The organism is Janthinobacterium sp. FT14W (assembly GCF_009208755.1).
Taxonomy (GTDB): domain Bacteria; phylum Pseudomonadota; class Gammaproteobacteria; order Burkholderiales; family Burkholderiaceae_D; genus Janthinobacterium; species Janthinobacterium violaceinigrum.
In genome coordinates this window covers 17,383-33,280 of the sequence record NZ_WFLL01000022.1, presented here as the reverse complement: position 1 = coordinate 33,280, position 15,898 = coordinate 17,383, and the positions used below count along the sequence as shown (strand labels likewise).

Annotated in this window: 12 protein-coding genes and 1 tRNA gene; 12 read left to right on the top strand and 1 reads right to left on the bottom strand. The window is 62.0% G+C overall.

Annotation, left to right across the window (positions count from 1 at the left end; genetic code table 11):
• The first annotated feature begins 29 nt into the window (after nt 1-29).
• From GCN74_RS15890 to GCN74_RS15880, 3 genes are all read left to right on the top strand, one after another.
• Nucleotides 30-105: transfer RNA gene (locus tag GCN74_RS15890), tRNA-Arg, on the top strand.
• Nucleotides 106-281: 176 nt separating this feature from the next.
• Entirely contained in the window at nt 282-746 is a 465-nt protein-coding gene (locus GCN74_RS15885; protein ID WP_193317109.1) for a helix-turn-helix domain-containing protein, read from the top strand.
• The gene (locus GCN74_RS15880; RefSeq protein WP_152257581.1) at nt 746-1,324 is read left to right on the top strand and encodes a putative toxin-antitoxin system toxin component, PIN family; all 579 of its coding nucleotides are present in this window, start codon (nt 746-748) and stop codon (nt 1,322-1,324) included. Before GCN74_RS15885 ends, GCN74_RS15880 begins: the two co-directional genes overlap by 1 nt.
• 9 nt (nt 1,325-1,333) lie before the next feature.
• Here GCN74_RS15880 and GCN74_RS15875 read toward each other — a convergent pair whose 3' ends face one another.
• Nucleotides 1,334-2,011, bottom strand: coding sequence for a type 1 glutamine amidotransferase domain-containing protein (locus GCN74_RS15875; RefSeq protein ID WP_152257580.1), 678 nt, complete (start codon nt 2,009-2,011; stop codon nt 1,334-1,336).
• Between the two features lie 306 nt (nt 2,012-2,317).
• Between GCN74_RS15875 and GCN74_RS15870 the strand changes: the two genes are divergently transcribed.
• From GCN74_RS15870 to GCN74_RS15830, 9 genes are all read left to right on the top strand, one after another.
• Entirely contained in the window at nt 2,318-4,975 is a 2,658-nt protein-coding gene (locus tag GCN74_RS15870) for a TonB-dependent receptor (protein WP_152257579.1), read from the top strand.
• 189 nt (nt 4,976-5,164) lie between these two features.
• A complete protein-coding gene (locus GCN74_RS15865) occupies nt 5,165-6,517 on the top strand; it encodes an MFS transporter (protein WP_152257578.1) in 1,353 nt (450 codons plus the stop codon).
• Between the two features lie 179 nt (nt 6,518-6,696).
• A complete protein-coding gene (locus GCN74_RS15860) occupies nt 6,697-7,644 on the top strand; it encodes a glycoside hydrolase family 43 protein (protein WP_152257577.1) in 948 nt (315 codons plus the stop codon).
• Between the two features lie 18 nt (nt 7,645-7,662).
• Complete coding sequence (locus GCN74_RS15855; protein WP_152257576.1) at nt 7,663-8,733, top strand: aldose epimerase family protein; 1,071 nt, start codon at nt 7,663-7,665, stop codon at nt 8,731-8,733.
• 196 nt (nt 8,734-8,929) lie between these two features.
• On the top strand, nt 8,930-10,672 hold the full coding sequence (locus GCN74_RS15850; protein ID WP_152257575.1) for an IlvD/Edd family dehydratase: 1,743 nt from the start codon (nt 8,930-8,932) through the stop codon (nt 10,670-10,672).
• A 12-nt stretch (nt 10,673-10,684) separates the two neighbouring features.
• Nucleotides 10,685-11,677: an AraD1 family protein gene (araD1, locus tag GCN74_RS15845; RefSeq protein ID WP_152257574.1), complete on the top strand. Its 993-nt coding sequence runs from the start codon at nt 10,685-10,687 to the stop codon at nt 11,675-11,677.
• Complete coding sequence (locus tag GCN74_RS15840) at nt 11,674-13,251, top strand: aldehyde dehydrogenase (NADP(+)) (protein WP_226939072.1); 1,578 nt, start codon at nt 11,674-11,676, stop codon at nt 13,249-13,251. Before araD1 ends, GCN74_RS15840 begins: the two co-directional genes overlap by 4 nt.
• Nucleotides 13,252-13,337: 86 nt before the next feature.
• Nucleotides 13,338-14,105, top strand: a complete 768-nt coding sequence (locus GCN74_RS15835; RefSeq protein ID WP_152257573.1) for an SDR family NAD(P)-dependent oxidoreductase — start codon at nt 13,338-13,340, stop codon at nt 14,103-14,105.
• Nucleotides 14,106-14,330: 225 nt separating this feature from the next.
• Nucleotides 14,331-15,875, top strand: coding sequence for an alpha-N-arabinofuranosidase (locus GCN74_RS15830; protein WP_152257572.1), 1,545 nt, complete (start codon nt 14,331-14,333; stop codon nt 15,873-15,875).
• Nucleotides 15,876-15,898 lie beyond the last annotated feature (23 nt).

The following is a 15,898-nucleotide window of genomic DNA, read 5'->3' as shown; positions in this document are numbered from 1 at the left end:
CTTCGCATCACTTCAGAAATTCCCCCTACGCGGCTGTAGCTCAGTGGATAGAGTATTGGCCTCCGAAGCCAAGGGTCGTGGGTTCGATCCCCGCCAGCCGCACCAAGATGTCCCCGCAGTTCTCGCGTCGATTCTCCCCCTCGTTATGTAGTTGATGGGCTGGCCTGTGCCTGTTCGCTTTGGCGCCGTGCCGTGCTTGTTCCGGCGCAAATTGTTATACTTCTTTGGTTGCGTTTATTGCGTTTGGATCGTAAGCTTCAATGGAAAGCGGGGAGGATGCCATGTCGAATGTGATTGAGCGCCTGGAGAACAAGGAAGACCTGGCACTGGCGAAGGCGGCGCAGCGCTGTCTGGTCAGTGCGCTTGATCATTCGCGCGCCGTGCAGATTGCCATCGTGGAGGAGGGGGCGCAGGACCTCGGTGACGCGCCGTTGCTGCGCTTGCCGCCGAATGTATTGCGCCTGTTTGCCGATGTGCTGGGCACCTTGGCGCAAGGGAAGGCTGTGACGGTCATGCCCAAGGAACTTGACGTGACGACCCAGGAAGCGGCGATGTATTTGAATATGTCGCGGCCGTATCTGGTGCGCTTGCTTGAAGCAGGGAAAATTCCCCATCATAAGGTGGGTACGCACCGCCGGCTGCGCTTTGAGGATGTGGTGCAATACAAGGATGAGCGCAAACGCCGCTCGGAACAGGCCTTGCAGGCCTTGGCAGATCAGGCACAGGAGCTTGAACTGGGGTATTGATGGCCGGATACTTCCGCTACACTGCCGTCCTGGATGCCTGTGTCTTGTATCCGGCGCCCTTGCGCGATCTCCTGCTGAGTTTGGCTGCGGACGGTATCTTCAGTGCGCGCTGGACAGCGCAGATACAGGCGGAGTGGCGACGCAACTTGCTGCTCAATCGGCCAGATCTCGATCCTGCCGCCTTGACACGGACAAGTGCGCTGATGGCGCAAGCGGTCGAAGACGGCGTGATCGACTCTTACGAATACCTGATTGATGCCTTGATCTTGCCCGATCCGAACGACCGGCATGTCCTGGCGGCTGCTATCGTGGGGCATGCCGATGCCATCGTCACCTTCAATCTCAAGGATTTCCCGGATGCGCTCATGCGCGGGCACAATATTGAAGTGGTGCACCCGGATGATTTTCTGGTGGCCCAGTATGAATTGGCCCCCATGCGCATGCTTGCTGTCATCAAGGAAAATCGGGCACGATTGCGCAAACCACCCAGATCCGCAGCCGAATTGATTGCCAATTACGAAGCGCAAGGCTTGCCCCAGTTGAGCAAGTTGCTGCGCTCCGTCATGGCTTCGCTATAACGTTGCGCGTTACTTCAGCAACCCCAGCAACGCCTGCGCCGCCGCCTCCGACGAGGCCGGATTCTGTCCCGTGATCAGGATGCCGTCCGTCAGCACATACGGGGCCCAGTCGGCGCCTTTCGAGTAGATGCCGCCGTTTTCCTTGAGCATGTCTTCCACGAGGAAGGGCACGACTTTCGTCAAGCCGACGGCCTCTTCTTCCGTATTCGTAAATCCCGTCACCTTCTTGCCTTTCACCAAGGGCTGACCGTCGCTGCCTTTGACATGGCGCAAGACGCCGGGGGCGTGGCAGACGGCGGCCACGGGCTTGCCGGCTGCCTGCAGCGCTGCGATGAGGGCGATGGAGTCCCGGTCTTCGGCCAGGTCCCACAGGGGGCCGTGGCCGCCCGGATAGAACACGGCGTCGTAGCCGGCCGCTTTCACGCTGGACAGCAGGACCGTGGAAGCGAGCGCGGCCTGGGCGGCCTGGTCGGCCTTGAAGCGGGCCGTGGCGGCCGTCTGCGATTCGGGGGCGTCGCTTTTCGGGTCCAGCGGCGGCTGGCCGCCTTTCGGCGAAGCGAGGGTGAGGAGCGCGCCCGCGTCTTTCAGCACGTAGTACGGGGCGGCGAATTCTTCCAGCCAGAAGCCGGTCTTGTGGCCCGTGTCGCCCAGCTGGTCGTGCGAGGTCAATACCATTAAAACGTTCATGCGGACTCCTGTGCAAGGGGGAATGGAAAGCCAGTGCCAAGCTCCCAGCTTAGTCCTGTTCCCGATTTCATGCTGCACGCCAGCGCTGCCTGTTTTTTGTGCGTGAAGTAGATCAAAATGCCCGCGACGCCCTTGCCGTTGTCGGTTTACACGCTCCAACGTGCTCCCGTTGCCGATATCAAAATTGATATCAAAACAGTGTAAAAATTGATTGGAGAGATTATCGCCCAGCCCCTAAGATAAACGCCGAGCATGCGAACGACATGCAAGCAGCATAAAAAATATCAAAACAATATCTGGAGATTCATGATGCGCCACGCCACCGGTCCGCTTGCGGCTACTTTTCCTCGTCCATTCACCTTGAAGGCAGCCGTTGCGGCACTGGCCGGTATCGGCTTGCTGAGCACGGCTTCGGTCTGGGCGCAGGATGCGGTGGCGGCCGATACCGGTGCCGAGCCTGCCGCGGAAGTGTCGGTCGTGACCGTCAGCGGCGTGCGCCGCTCCGCGCAAAATTCGCAGCAGATCAAGATGCGTTCGGACCAGGTCATCGATTCCATCGTCGCCGACGACATCGGCAAATTTCCCGATAACAACGTGGCCGAAACCCTGGCGCGCATTTCCGGCATCCAGATCCGCCGCGATTCGGGCGAAGCGAGCGCCGTCATGATACGCGGCTTGCGCGATGTCACGACCCTGCTCAACGGCCGCGAGCTGTTCACCACCACGGGCCGCTACGTCAACCTGGCCGACATTCCCGCCACCATGCTGCAGCGCGTGGACGTGTACAAGTCGCAGGGCGCGGATCAGGTCGAAGGCGGCGTGGCCGGTATCATCGACGTGCGCACCAACCGCCCGTTCGATTTCAAGGAGTTCACGGCCAGCGTGAACGCGCGCGCCGTCTACAGCGACAAATCGAAAGCCACGGACCCGAACATCAGCGGCATGCTGGCGAACCGCTGGAAGACGGGCATCGGCGAAGTGGGCGCGCTGCTGGGCCTGTCGCAGCAGCAGCACCGCTACCATGAAGAACGCGCATTCAATACGGCGCCCGTGGACAAGAGTTTCCTGTTGCCCGGTTTGACGGGGCCGGACCAGGTGGGCTTGCTGCCGATCAAGGGCGACCGCCGCCGCACCACCGCCAATGCCGTGCTGCAATGGCGTCCGAATGCCGACGTCGAACTGTATGCGGAAGGCATGGCCACGCGCTTCCTGCTCGATGCCGAGTCTGATTATTTCGTCGGCCTGCCATGGTGGGGCACGCCCGTGTCGGCCACAAAAATTCCCGGCACCGACCAGCTGCAAACCCTCACCTCGACCAACGTCAACACCATCATGTCGACGCAGGCGAACAAGAACGAGACGAAGACGCATCAATTTGCCGTGGGCGGCTTGTGGGAAATCAATCCGGAATGGCGTTTCACGTCGGAAGTGGCCAGCACCAAGAGCAGCTATACCTGGCGCAACCCCATCCTCGACGCCATCACGCAAGTGCCGAACGCCACCATCAATACCAACCAGAACGGCACCCTGCACGTCGATTACACGGGCATCGATTTGCAAGACCCGTCGAATTACTATCTGAAGGGCTTTTTCGACCGCTACGGCCGGGACCAGGGCAGCTCGAACGATGTGCGCGCCGACCTGGCCTACACGCCTGGCGCGGGCGGCATCTTCAAGGAAATCAGCGTCGGCGTGCGCGGCGTCAAGCGCGAAGCCGAATCGATCAAGAGTTTCGAGGGCAATGCGGAAGCACCGGACGTGTCCGGCGCCGCGTTTCCGTTCAGCCGCCAGAGCGTGACGTCGATTCCCGGCCTCAATTGCCTGTCGGAACCGATGTCCAGCGGCGGCCCCGACTATGGCCTGAAGCAGTGGTACACGCCATGCGCCAGCTTCCTGCTCAATAACACGGGCGCCGTGCGCCAAGCCGTCACGGGCAGCAGCGCGGCGCGCGCCATGGACCCCGGCTCGTTCTTCAAGGATACGGAAAAGACGTATTCCATCTACACCAAGGCGAAGGTCGCCTTCAAGCTGGCTGACTATCCCGTCGACGGCACCGTGGGCGTGCGCGTGGTGCGCACGGAACAAAGCCTGCAAGGCAACAGTTCGCAGGATGGCGTCTATACGCCCGTCATCAGCGACACGTCCAGCACCGATGTGCTGCCGAGCGTGGCCCTGAAAATCAAGCTGCGCGCCGACCTGGTCGGCCGCTTCGCGGCGGGCCGCACCATCAGCCGCCCGGGCTTCGCCCAGCTCAATCCCGGCGTGGCCCTCGTCAATTCGACGGAAACGGTGAAGGCGACGGGCGCGGGTGGCAATCCGGATTTGAAACCGGTCGTGGGCGACAACGTCGACGCCGCACTGGAATGGTATTTCGCGCCGGCCGGTTCCGTGACGGCCACCGTGTTCCACCACAAGTTCGACGGCTATATCCAGCAACGCATTTCCAGCGAAACCATTGCCGGCAAGACGTATGACGTGGATCGTCCGTACAACACGGCGGCCGGCAAGCTGCAAGGCCTGGAAATCGGCTATCAGCAGTTCTATGACGGCTTGCCCGGCATCTTGAGCGGCCTGGGCCTGCAAGCGAACGGCACCTACATGAGCGGCACCACCGACGACGAGACGGGCAGCCATGCCATCACGGGCGTGTCGCGCTATGCCTACAACCTGGTGCTGCTGTACGAAAAAGATGCGTGGTCGGGCCGCCTGGCCTATAACTGGCGCTCGAAATTCATCGACAGCTACAACCAGGGCGGTCCCGGCCTGGACTTGAAGGTGGCGCCAACGGCCCAGCTCGACGGTTCGCTGTCGTACAAGATCAACGAGCAGTTCACGCTGACTCTCGATGGGAATAACTTGCTCGATACCAAGTTCAAGGATTACTGGAACGCGCCGGGCGTGTATGCGCGCGATACGCGACGCTATGACCGCACGGTAGGCCTTTCTTTACGCTGGAAAATGTAAAACGTCCATGGCTGCGTTGCATTGCCTCGCCGTACTCCTCGTACTGTCTTCGGCAACGCGCCTTGCCCTGAACGTTTTACATGAGTGAAAAAAGCAGTATCCAAGGGCGTTGCCATGGTTTCGGCCGGCAACGCCCCTGCCAGTTGGGCAGTCACGCACGATTCATCATAAAAAGAATGGACGGAAAGCATGGAGACGCAAAAATTATCCACCGTTGAAAAGGTCGGCTTCGGCGCCGGCGACATGGCGCTCAATGTCGTCATTTCGTCGATGATGTTGATCATCACCTTTTTCTATACCGATATCTATGGCTTGAAAACCAGCGACCTGGCCCTGCTGTTCGTGGCCGTGAAAGTCATCGGCGCCATCGCCGACCTGGTCATGGGCCAGATCACGGACCGCTACAGCTTTGCCTCGGGCCGCTACCGGCCGTACCTGCTGTGGCTGGCCGTGCCGTATGGCGTCAGCGTCTTCTTTGTCTTCAGCACGCCCGAGTGGCAGTATGACGCCAAGCTGGTCTGGGCATATTCCACGTATATCCTGATGACCATCATGACGGCCGGCGTGGGCATCCCGTATATTTCCCTGATCAGCGGCTTGACGAGCGACCCGCAGGACCGCCTGTCGGCCAACGGCTACCGCCTGTTCTTCGCCAAGATCGGCGCCTTCATGGTGACCATCGTCGTGCCGATTTTGTCGCAGCGCTGGGGCGGCGGCAACCCGGCCGTCGGCTACCAGGCGGCCATGGCCGTGATGGCCGTCATGGGCGTGGCCCTGTTCCTGTTCTGCTATTTCTCCACCACCGAGCGCGTCGTGCACGTGGTGGAAAAGCAATCGTTGCTGGCGCAATTGAAGGTGCTGCTGCAGAACGACCAGTGGCTGGTGCTGTGCGGCGTGTGCGTCACGGGCACCATCGGCTACGTGGTGCGCGGTTCCGTCGCTATTTATTACGCGAAATACTACCTGGGCGGCAGCACGGAAACGGTAGCCGCCTTTTTGACCACGGGCGTGGTGGCGGCCATCCTGGCCATGATCGCCTCGACCTGGATCACCAAATTCTATTGCAAGGTAAAACTGTTCCGCTACACGCAGATCGGCGTCGCGCTGATCAGCCTGGCGATCTATTTCTTCGTAAAACCGAGCGACACCGTGCTGGCCTTCGCCCTGTATTTCCTGCTGTCCTTCGTGGTGGACTTGCACGCGCCCGTGTTCTGGTCGGCCATCGCGGAAACCATCGACTATGGACAAGTCAAAACGGGCAAGCGCGTCTCCGGCTTCGCCTTTGGCGGCATTTCCGTCTGCCAGAAGGCGGGCATGGCGGTGGCAGGCGGCCTGGTGGGCGTGCTGCTCGCATATTTCGATTACCAGCCCAACCATGAGCAAACGCAATTCGCCCTGAACGGCATCGCCCTGATGCTGTCGATCATTCCCGGCTTTTTCCACTTGCTGATGGGCTTGCTGATGTTCAAGTACCGCATCAGCGACAGCTATTACACGGGTGTCAAGGTAGAGATGCACAAGCGTGGCTACGTCGCCGCATGAGGACACCTGAGCTAACCTACTGCGCGTCGGTATAGGCGGCCTGCGATGCTCACCGGCTCGGCGCCCCCGTACGAGAGTACGGTTGCGCTTCTTAGCCACCTCTCCCTTCCGCTCGCTACGGTTTTCTCAGGTGTTGTAAGGCAAACTAATTTTATCTAATGAAATGATTTGGAGTGCTTATGGTTGAAGTACTGAAACCGCTGATCGAACAACGTGCCGATCCGCATATCTACCGCCACAGCGACGGTTATTATTACTTTACGGCCTCCGTGCCCCAGTACGACCGCATCGAGCTGCGCCGCGCGGACAGCATTGCCGGGCTGGCCGACGCGCCCCCCGTCGACGTGTGGCACAAGCCGGAAACGGGGCCGTACAGCGAGCTGGTGTGGGCGCCGGAATTGCACTTCAACCAGGGCGCCTGGTATGTGTATTTCGCCGCCGCGCCGAGCCGCGAGATCAAACATAAACTGTTCCAGCACCGCATGTATGCAATCCGCAATACCAACGCCAACCCCCTGGAAGGCGAGTGGGAATTCATGGGGCCGATCGACACGGGCATCGACACCTTCTGCCTGGACGCCACCACGTTCGAGCATGAGGGCGTGCTGTACTACCTGTGGGCACAGAAGGATGTGGCCATCGAAGGCAATTCGAACCTGTACATTGCGCCGATGGCCACGCCGTGGCAGCTGGCCGGCCCGCCCGTGATGCTGAGCAAACCGGAATTCGACTGGGAAATTCGCGGCTTCTGGGTCAACGAGGGGCCGTCCGTGCTGAAACGCAACGGCAAGATCTTCATCAGCTATTCCGCCAGCGCCACCGATGAAAACTATGCGATGGGCCTGCTGTGGGCCGATGCGTCGGCCGACCTGCTCGACCCGTTCTCGTGGAACAAGTCGCCCGAGCCCGTGTTTGCCACCTGCTACGAGCACGGCATCTATGGCCCCGGCCACAACAGCTTTACCACGGCCGCCGATGGCGACGGCGTGTTGCTGGTGTACCATGCCCGCACGTACACGGAAATCGTGGGAGATCCTTTGTGGAACCCGGACCGCCACACGTTTGTGAAGCCGCTGCGCTGGGATGCGCAAGGCATGCCCGTGTTTGGCCGCTCATCGACCCTGTAACATTCCGGACCCGACGCCATGACCCCAGTTGATTCTGTTTCAGTCACGCAAGCCCCGTTCGGCATCCTGCCCGATGGCTCCCACGTCAGCGTGTTTACGTTGAGCAACCGCCAGGGCATGCAAGTCAAGGTGCTCGACTTTGGCGCCATCATCAGCGAAATCCACGTGCCGGACCGCGACGGCACCTTTGCCGACGTGGTGCTCGGTTTCGAGCGCATCGAACCCTACCTGGCCAACAGCGCCTACCTGGGCGCCGTCATCGGGCGTTTCGGCAACCGCATCGCCGAGGGACGTTTCAGTCTCGACGGCAAGGATTACCAGCTGGCCGTCAACAATGCGCCGAACCACTTGCATGGTGGAAAGCAAGGTTTTCACCAGGTCATGTGGCGGGCCGAGCCGTTTACCAAGGAGGACGCCGTGGGCATCGCGTTGACGCGCAGCAGCCCGGACGGCGAAGATGGCTACCCGGGCCAGCTGGACGTGACCGTGGTGTACGAGCTGGACAACGACAATGCGCTGAGCCTGCGCTACCACGCCGTGACGGACCAGGCCACGCCCGTCAACTTGACCAACCACAGCTATTTCAACCTGGCGGGGCAGGGCGATATCCTCGGCCACGAAGTGACGATCAACGCGGACCGCTATCTGCCCGTCGATGCGGGATCGATTCCCACGGGCGAGCTGGCGCAGGTGGGCGGCACGCCGTTCGACTTGCGCCAGAGCACCGTCGTCGGCGACAGCATCGCCTTGCCGCATGAACAGATCCGCATCGGCCGCGGCTACGACCATAACTTCGTGCTCAATCAAAAGCCGGGCCAGTTGCTGAACCTGGCCGCCACCGTGCGCGATCCCGTGTCGGGGCGGGTGATGCAGGTGTACACGCAGGAGCCCGGTGTCCAGTTCTATTCGGGAAATTTTCTCGACGGCAGCCAGTACGGCAAGCTGCGCGCCAACAGCTACCGCAGCGCGCTATGCCTGGAAACCCAGCATTTCCCCGATGCGCCGAACCAGGCACATTTCCCCAACACCATCTTGCGCCCGGGGCAGGTGTATCAGACGGAAACCGTGTACCGCTTTTCCGCCGAGTAAGCCTCGCGTCCAAAACAGCCCACGCCCTGCCGCCATGCGCCCGCAGGGCGTTTTCATTGGGACATGCTGATATCGTTTTCGATATCGGAACGAATTAAAAATTGATTGGAAAGGCATGGCAGGATTCTTTAGTATTCCAACATCGCTGCCCGGGCCGACGACATTAGATCCGGCATGGCACAACCAGGAGAATGGCATGTCTGAGACAAAAAAGAAGGTAGCCCTGCGCTCCGCCGAGTGGTTCGGCTCGCAGGACAAGAACGGCTTCATGTACCGCAGCTGGATGAAAAACCAGGGCATACCTGACCACGAGTTTCACGGCAAGCCCATCATCGGCATCTGCAATACCTGGTCCGAACTGACTCCGTGCAACGCCCATTTCCGCCAGCTGGCCGAACACGTCAAGCGCGGCATCCTGGAAGCGGGCGGTTTCCCCGTGGAATTCCCCGTCTTCTCGAACGGTGAGTCGAATCTGCGCCCCACCGCCATGCTGACGCGCAACCTGGCCTCGATGGACGTGGAAGAATCGATCCGCGGCAACCCGATGGATGCCGTCGTGCTGCTGGTCGGCTGCGACAAGACGACGCCGGCGCTGCTGATGGGTGCGGCCAGCGTCGACATCCCGACCATCGTCGTCAGCGGCGGCCCCATGCTGAACGGCAAGCTCAATGGCAAGGACATCGGTTCCGGCACGGCCGTGTGGCAGCTGCACGAGCAGATGAAGGCGGGCTCGATCACCTTGCACCAGTTCATGTCGGCCGAATCGGGCATGTCGCGCTCGGCCGGTACCTGCAACACCATGGGCACGGCCTCGACCATGGCCAGCATGGCCGAAGCGCTGGGTACCTCGCTGCCGCACAACGCCGCCATTCCCGCCGTCGATTCGCGCCGCTACGTGCTGGCCCACATGTCGGGCATCCGCATCGTGGAAATGGTGCACGAAGACCTGCGCCTGTCGAAAGTGCTGACGCGCGAAGCGTTTGAAAACGCCATCAAGGTCAACGCCGCCATCGGTGGCTCCACCAATGCCGTGATCCACCTGAAGGCGATTGCCGGGCGCATCGGCGTGCCGCTGGAACTGGAAGACTGGACCAAGGTAGGCCGCGGCACGCCGACCATCGTCGACCTGCTGCCGTCGGGACGTTTCCTGATGGAAGAGTTTTACTACGCGGGCGGCTTGCCGGCCGTGATACGCCGCCTGGGCGAGGGCGATTTGCTGCCGCACAAGAATGCGCTGACCGTCAACGGCAAGTCGATCTGGAACAACTGCGTCGAAGCACCGATCTACAACGATGAAGTGGTGCGCACCCTGGACAACCCGCTGCTGGCCGATGGCGGCATCTGTGTGCTGCGCGGCAACCTGGCGCCACGCGGCGCCGTATTGAAACCGTCGGCCGCTTCGCCGCATTTGATGCAGCACCGGGGCAAGGCCGTCGTCTTCGAGGATTTCGAACACTATAAATCGCGCATTCTTGACCCGGATCTCGACGTCGATGCCGATTCCGTGCTGGTCATGAAAAACTGCGGCCCGAAAGGCTATCCGGGCATGGCCGAAGTGGGCAATATGGGCTTGCCGCCCAAGCTGCTGGCGCAAGGCATCACCGACATGGTGCGCATCTCGGACGCGCGCATGAGCGGTACGGCCTACGGCACCGTCGTCTTGCACGTGGCGCCGGAAGCCATGGCGGGCGGCCCCCTGGGCATCGTGCGCGACGGCGACATGATCGCCCTCGATTGCCACAACGGCAGTCTGAATATCGACATCAGCGACGGGGAAATTGCCGAGCGCCTGGCGGCCCGCGAACTGGGCAGCGCGCCCGGTCCGAAGAGCGGCTACCAGCAGCTGTACATCGAACACGTGTTGCAGGCCGATGAAGGCTGCGATTTCGACTTCCTGGTCGGCAATCGCGGTTCCGCCGTGCCGCGCCACTCACACTAAGCGGAGAATTCCATGCTGTTGCTGCAATTTACGAATGAACACGGCGGCCGCCTCGTCGGCCTGCTGCAAGACGACCAGATCCGCGTCATCGAAGGCTACAACACGACGTATGCGCTGGCGCAAGACGCCATCCGCAAGAAGGTCAACCTGGCGGAACTGGTCAACGCCAGCGTCGGCACTGCCACGCATTCCTATGCGGACGTGGCCGCCGGCGGCCGTTTGCTGGCGCCGCTCGACCACGCGGACGAGGCGCACTGCTACGTGACGGGCACGGGCCTGACCCACCTGGGCAGCGCCGGCGCGCGCGACGCCATGCACAAGAAGATCGGCGGCGACGCCGAATCCTTGAGCGACTCGATGAAAATGTTCCGCCTGGGCGTGGAAGGCGGCAAGCCAGCCGCTGGCACGGCCGGCGCCCAGCCCGAATGGTTCTACAAGGGCGACGGCTCCATCGTGCGCGCCAGCGGCCAGCCGCTGCGCATGCCGGACTTTGCTCTCGATGGCGGCGAAGAGCCGGAAATCGCCGGCCTGTACGTGATCGGCGACGACGGCCAGCCCTGCCGGGTCGGCTACGCCATCGGCAATGAATTCTCGGACCACGTGACGGAGCGCCAGAACTATCTGTACCTGGCCCATTCGAAGCTGCGCATGTGCAGCGTGGGCCCGGCCCTGCTGGTGGGCGAATTGCCTGCGCACATAGCGGGCGCCTCGCGCGTGCTGGACGCGGCGGGCAATGTGCGCTGGGAAAAAGCCTTTGTCAGCGGCGAAGAAAATATGTCGCACACGATTGCCAACCTCGAGCACCATCACTTCAAGTATCCGCTGTTCAAGCGCCCTGGCGACGTGCACGTGCACTTCTTCGGCACGGCCACCCTGAGCTTTGCCGATGGCGTCAGCGTGGCACCGGGCGAAACCTTTGAAATCGAAGCGCCGGCCTTTGGCCCTGCCTTGCGCAACCGCCTCGACGTCTTCCCAACCGAATTTGCGAAAGTGAGCACATTATGAGTTTGAATATCACCGGTGATGCATGGATCGGCGGCGTGGCCGTCAAGGGTAATGGCGGCTCCTTCGAAGCGTGGGACCCGGCCGCGCGCGCGCACATCGCGCCCGCCTTCCACATGGTGGACGCAGCGCAAATCGACGAAGCCTGCCGCCTGGCGCAAGCCGCGTTCGACCCGTTCCGCGCCACCACGGATGCGGAGCGCGCCGACTTTTTAGACATGATCGCCGCGCAAATCCTCGAGCTGGGCGACGACTTGATCGTGCGCGCCATGACGGAAAGCGGCTTGCCGCGCGCGCGCCTGGAAGGCGAACGCGGCCGCACGGTGGGCCAGTTGAAACTGTTTTCCGGCTTGCTGCGCGAAGGCTCGTGGACCGATGCGCGCATCGACAGCCCGCTGCCTGAGCGCGTGCCGCCCCGTCCAGACTTGCGCCTGCGCATGATCGGCCTGGGTCCCGTCGCCGTGTTTGCGGCCAGTAACTTCCCGCTGGCCTTCTCCGTGGCCGGCGGCGATACGGCCTCGGCCCTGGCGGCCGGCTGCCCCGTCGTGCTGAAAGCCCACTCGGCCCACCCTGGCACGTCGGAACTGGTGGCGCGCGCCATCGTGAAAGCGATTGCCATCTGCAAGCTGCCGGCCGGCGTGTTCGCCTTGCTGACGGGCACGGGCAACGGCATCGGCCAGGCCCTGGTGGCCCACCCGGCCATCCAGGCCGTGGGTTTTACGGGTTCGCGTTCGGGCGGCATCGCCCTGATGAAGGTGGCGGCCGAACGTCCGCAACCGATCCCTGTCTACGCGGAGATGAGCAGCATCAACCCCGTGTTTGTGCTGCCGCAAGCCCTGGCCGCCCGTGGCGCCGCGATCGCCAGCGGCTTTGCCGCCTCGCTGACGATGGGTGTGGGCCAGTTCTGCACGAATCCCGGCCTCGTGCTGGGCTTGGAAGGTACCGACTTCACGGCCTTTGCCGCCGCTGCCGCCGAAGCGCTGGCGCCCGCGCCGGCCGCCACCATGTTGACGGCCGGCATAGCCAGCAGCTATGCCAAGGGCGTGGCCGCCCTGGCGCAGCACGCAGACGTGACGCCGCTGGTGCAGAATGCGGGCGAGGAAGGCAAGGGCGCCGCCGCCCTGTTCGTCACATCGGGCGAGGCGTTTTTGGCCAAGCACGATCTGCGCGACGAAGTCTTCGGTCCCGCTTCGCTGCTGGTGGCATGCCGCGACATCGAGCAACTGCTGGCGATCACCGAAAGCCTGGAAGGCCAGCTGACGGCCACCCTGCAGATGGATGCGGGCGACCTGGCAGACGCGCGCCGCTTGCTGCCCGTGCTGGAACGCCGCGTGGGCCGCATCCTGGCCAACGGTTTCCCGACCGGTGTGGAAGTGTCGACGGCCATGGTGCACGGCGGCCCGTTCCCGGCCACGTCGGACGGCCGCAGCACCTCGGTGGGCACGGCCGCCATCAACCGCTTCCTGCGCCCGGTGTCTTACCAGAACCTGCTGCAGGACTTGCTGCCGGAGTCGCTGCGTGACGATAATCCGCTGGGCATCTGGCGCCGTCACGATGGCGTGCTGGGCAAAGACTAAAAACCTGCGGCGCGGCGGGGCCGATGGCCTTGCCGCGCCAGCTTGCGTTGCACGTTGTACATAAAAAATAAACAGGTGGAGACAAGATGAAGCAATTGGCGAAATATGGCAGCTTGCAGGGCAAGCGCGTGTTCATCACGGGTGGCGGCAGCGGCATCGGCGAATCCCTGGTGGCGGAATTTGCCGCCCAGGGCGCGCTGGTGGCGTTTGTCGATATCGCCGTGGAAGCGAGCGAGGCCCTGTGCCGCCGCCTGGCTGAAGCGGGCTGGACGGCACCCCTGTTCCGCCATTGCGACATCACGGATATCCCATCCCTGCAAGCCGTCATGGCCGAACTGGCCGCGAAGCTGGGCGACTTCGATATCCTCGTCAACAATGCGGCCAACGACCAGCGCCACCAGGCGCAGGACGTCACGCTTGAATACTGGAACGAGCGCATTGCGATCAATCAACGTCCCATGTTCTTCACGTGCCAGGCCGTGTTCGAAGGCATGAAGCGCAAGGGTGGCGGCTCCATCATCAATGTCAGCTCGATCTCGTGGCACATGAAGTCGGGCGGCTACCCCGTGTATGCCACCACCAAGGCGGCCGTCGTGGGCCTCACGCGGGGCCTGGCGCGCGACTATGGCGCCCACAATATCCGCGTCAACACGGTGACGCCCGGCTGGGTCATGACGCAGCGCCAGATCGACCTGTGGGTCGACGAGGCGGCGGAAGTGGAAATCAAGAAAAGCCAGTGCCTGCCGAATAAACTGATGCCGCAGGACATCGCCGCCATGGTGCTGTTCCTTGCCGCCGATGACGGCGCGATGTGCTCCTCCCAAGAATTCATCGTCGACGCCGGCTGGGTCTGACAAAACGTCCAGGGCGTTGTTGCAGGGTCTTGCCGTACTAGCGTACTGTCTGCGACCCTGCGCCTAGCCCTGGGCGTTTTGTCGGCCGCAGAGTTGCAGCCTGCCAAATCTTTCCTCTTTCGAAATACCGCTCTTGCCGCCCCAACCCTGCGGCAGGAGAGGCATCGCCACATCCATTGCCGGCTTGATCCGGCCCTTGCTTTTCACTTAAACACAGGAGACAGCATGAAATTCATCCATACCAGCATCGTGGCCCTCGGCCTGGCCGCCGGCAGCGTCCTGGCTGCGCCTGTCAATGTCACCATCGACGTGGCCAGGCCCGGTTCCGTGATCAATAAAAACATCTACGGCCAGTTTGCCGAGCATCTGGGGACCGGCATCTACGAAGGCATGTGGGTGGGCCCGGAGTCTTCCATTCCGAACACCAGGGGCTGGCGCAATGACGTGCTGGGCGCGCTGAAACAATTGCACGTGCCCCTGGTGCGCTGGCCGGGCGGCTGCTTTGCCGATGAATACCACTGGAAGGACGGCATCGGCGCGCGAGACCAGCGCCCCACCAAGGTCAACACCAACTGGGGCGGCGTGGAAGAGTCGAATGCCGTCGGCACCCATGAATTCTTCGACCTGGCGGAACTCCTGGGCGCGCAGACCTATATCAACGGCAACCTCGGTTCCGGCACGCCGCAGGAAATGTCCGAATGGCTCGAATACATGACGTCGGACAGCAAGTCCACCCTGGCCGAGCTGCGCCGCAAGAATGGCCGCGCCCAGCCGTATAAAGTTGATTACTTTGGCATCGGCAACGAAGCCTGGGGTTGCGGCGGCAATATGCGTCCGCAGTACTACGCCGACCTGTACAAGCACTATCACACCTTCATGAAGACGCCGGAAAGCGCGCGCCCGAAATTCATCGCCAGCGGCGGCAATGACGACGACACCAGCTGGTCCAGCACCCTGAGCCGCGAAATCAAGCCGAACATGATGGACGCCATCAGTTTCCACTACTACACGGTACCGACGGGCGTGTGGGAAAAGAAGGGCGCGGCCACGGGCTTTGGCGAAAATGAGTGGATTTCCACCCTGAGCCGTACGCTGCGCATCGATAGCTTGATCAAGAACAATCTCGCCGCCATCGACAAGAACGACCCCTCGAAAAAGACGGGCCTGTACGTCGATGAATGGGGCACCTGGTACGACGTGGAGCCGGGCACCAACACGGGCTTTTTGTTCCAGCAAAACAGCTTGCGCGATGCGCTGGTGGCCGCTCTGAACTTCAATATTTTCCACGCCCACGCGGACAGGGTGCGCATGACGAATATCGCGCAAATGGTCAATGTGCTGCAGGCAATGATCATCACGGACAAGGATAAATATTTTCTCACGCCTACGTATCACGCGTTTGAAATGTATGTGCCGTTCCAGGACGCCACGAGCTTGCCGGTCGCCATCAGCGGCAATGGCAAGTACAGCCTGGGCAAGGTCAGCATTCCTGAAGTGAGCGCCTCGGCCGCACGCGCCAAGGATGGCAAGGTGTATCTATCCCTGGTCAACACGAATCCGCACAAGGCCGTCGACGTGAGCGTGGCGCTGGCGGGTCAAAAAGTGACGGCCGTGACGGGCCGCGTGCTGACCGCCAGCAAGATGGACGCCGTCAACAGCTTTGCGCAACCGCAAGCCGTGCAGCCCGTGGCGTTCAGTGCCAAGGCGCAAGGCGGCAAGCTGACCGTGTCGGTGCCCGCCAAGGCCGTCGTCGTGGTGGTCGTCGACTAGCCTTTCACCCTTGTCATTCATCA

Bases quoted from the DNA above. Each gene is read 5' to 3' on its own strand.
- GCN74_RS15885 (WP_193317109.1), top strand. From the start codon at position 282: ATGTCGAATGTGATTGAGCGCCTGGAGAACAAGGAAGACCTGGCACTG.
- GCN74_RS15880 (WP_152257581.1), top strand. From the start codon at position 746: ATGGCCGGATACTTCCGCTACACTGCCGTCCTGGATGCCTGTGTCTTG.
- GCN74_RS15875 (WP_152257580.1), bottom strand. From the start codon at position 2,011: ATGAACGTTTTAATGGTATTGACCTCGCACGACCAGCTGGGCGACACG.
- GCN74_RS15870 (WP_152257579.1), top strand. From the start codon at position 2,318: ATGATGCGCCACGCCACCGGTCCGCTTGCGGCTACTTTTCCTCGTCCA.
- GCN74_RS15865 (WP_152257578.1), top strand. From the start codon at position 5,165: ATGGAGACGCAAAAATTATCCACCGTTGAAAAGGTCGGCTTCGGCGCC.
- GCN74_RS15860 (WP_152257577.1), top strand. From the start codon at position 6,697: ATGGTTGAAGTACTGAAACCGCTGATCGAACAACGTGCCGATCCGCAT.
- GCN74_RS15855 (WP_152257576.1), top strand. From the start codon at position 7,663: ATGACCCCAGTTGATTCTGTTTCAGTCACGCAAGCCCCGTTCGGCATC.
- GCN74_RS15850 (WP_152257575.1), top strand. From the start codon at position 8,930: ATGTCTGAGACAAAAAAGAAGGTAGCCCTGCGCTCCGCCGAGTGGTTC.
- araD1 (WP_152257574.1), top strand. From the start codon at position 10,685: ATGCTGTTGCTGCAATTTACGAATGAACACGGCGGCCGCCTCGTCGGC.
- GCN74_RS15840 (WP_226939072.1), top strand. From the start codon at position 11,674: ATGAGTTTGAATATCACCGGTGATGCATGGATCGGCGGCGTGGCCGTC.
- GCN74_RS15835 (WP_152257573.1), top strand. From the start codon at position 13,338: ATGAAGCAATTGGCGAAATATGGCAGCTTGCAGGGCAAGCGCGTGTTC.
- GCN74_RS15830 (WP_152257572.1), top strand. From the start codon at position 14,331: ATGAAATTCATCCATACCAGCATCGTGGCCCTCGGCCTGGCCGCCGGC.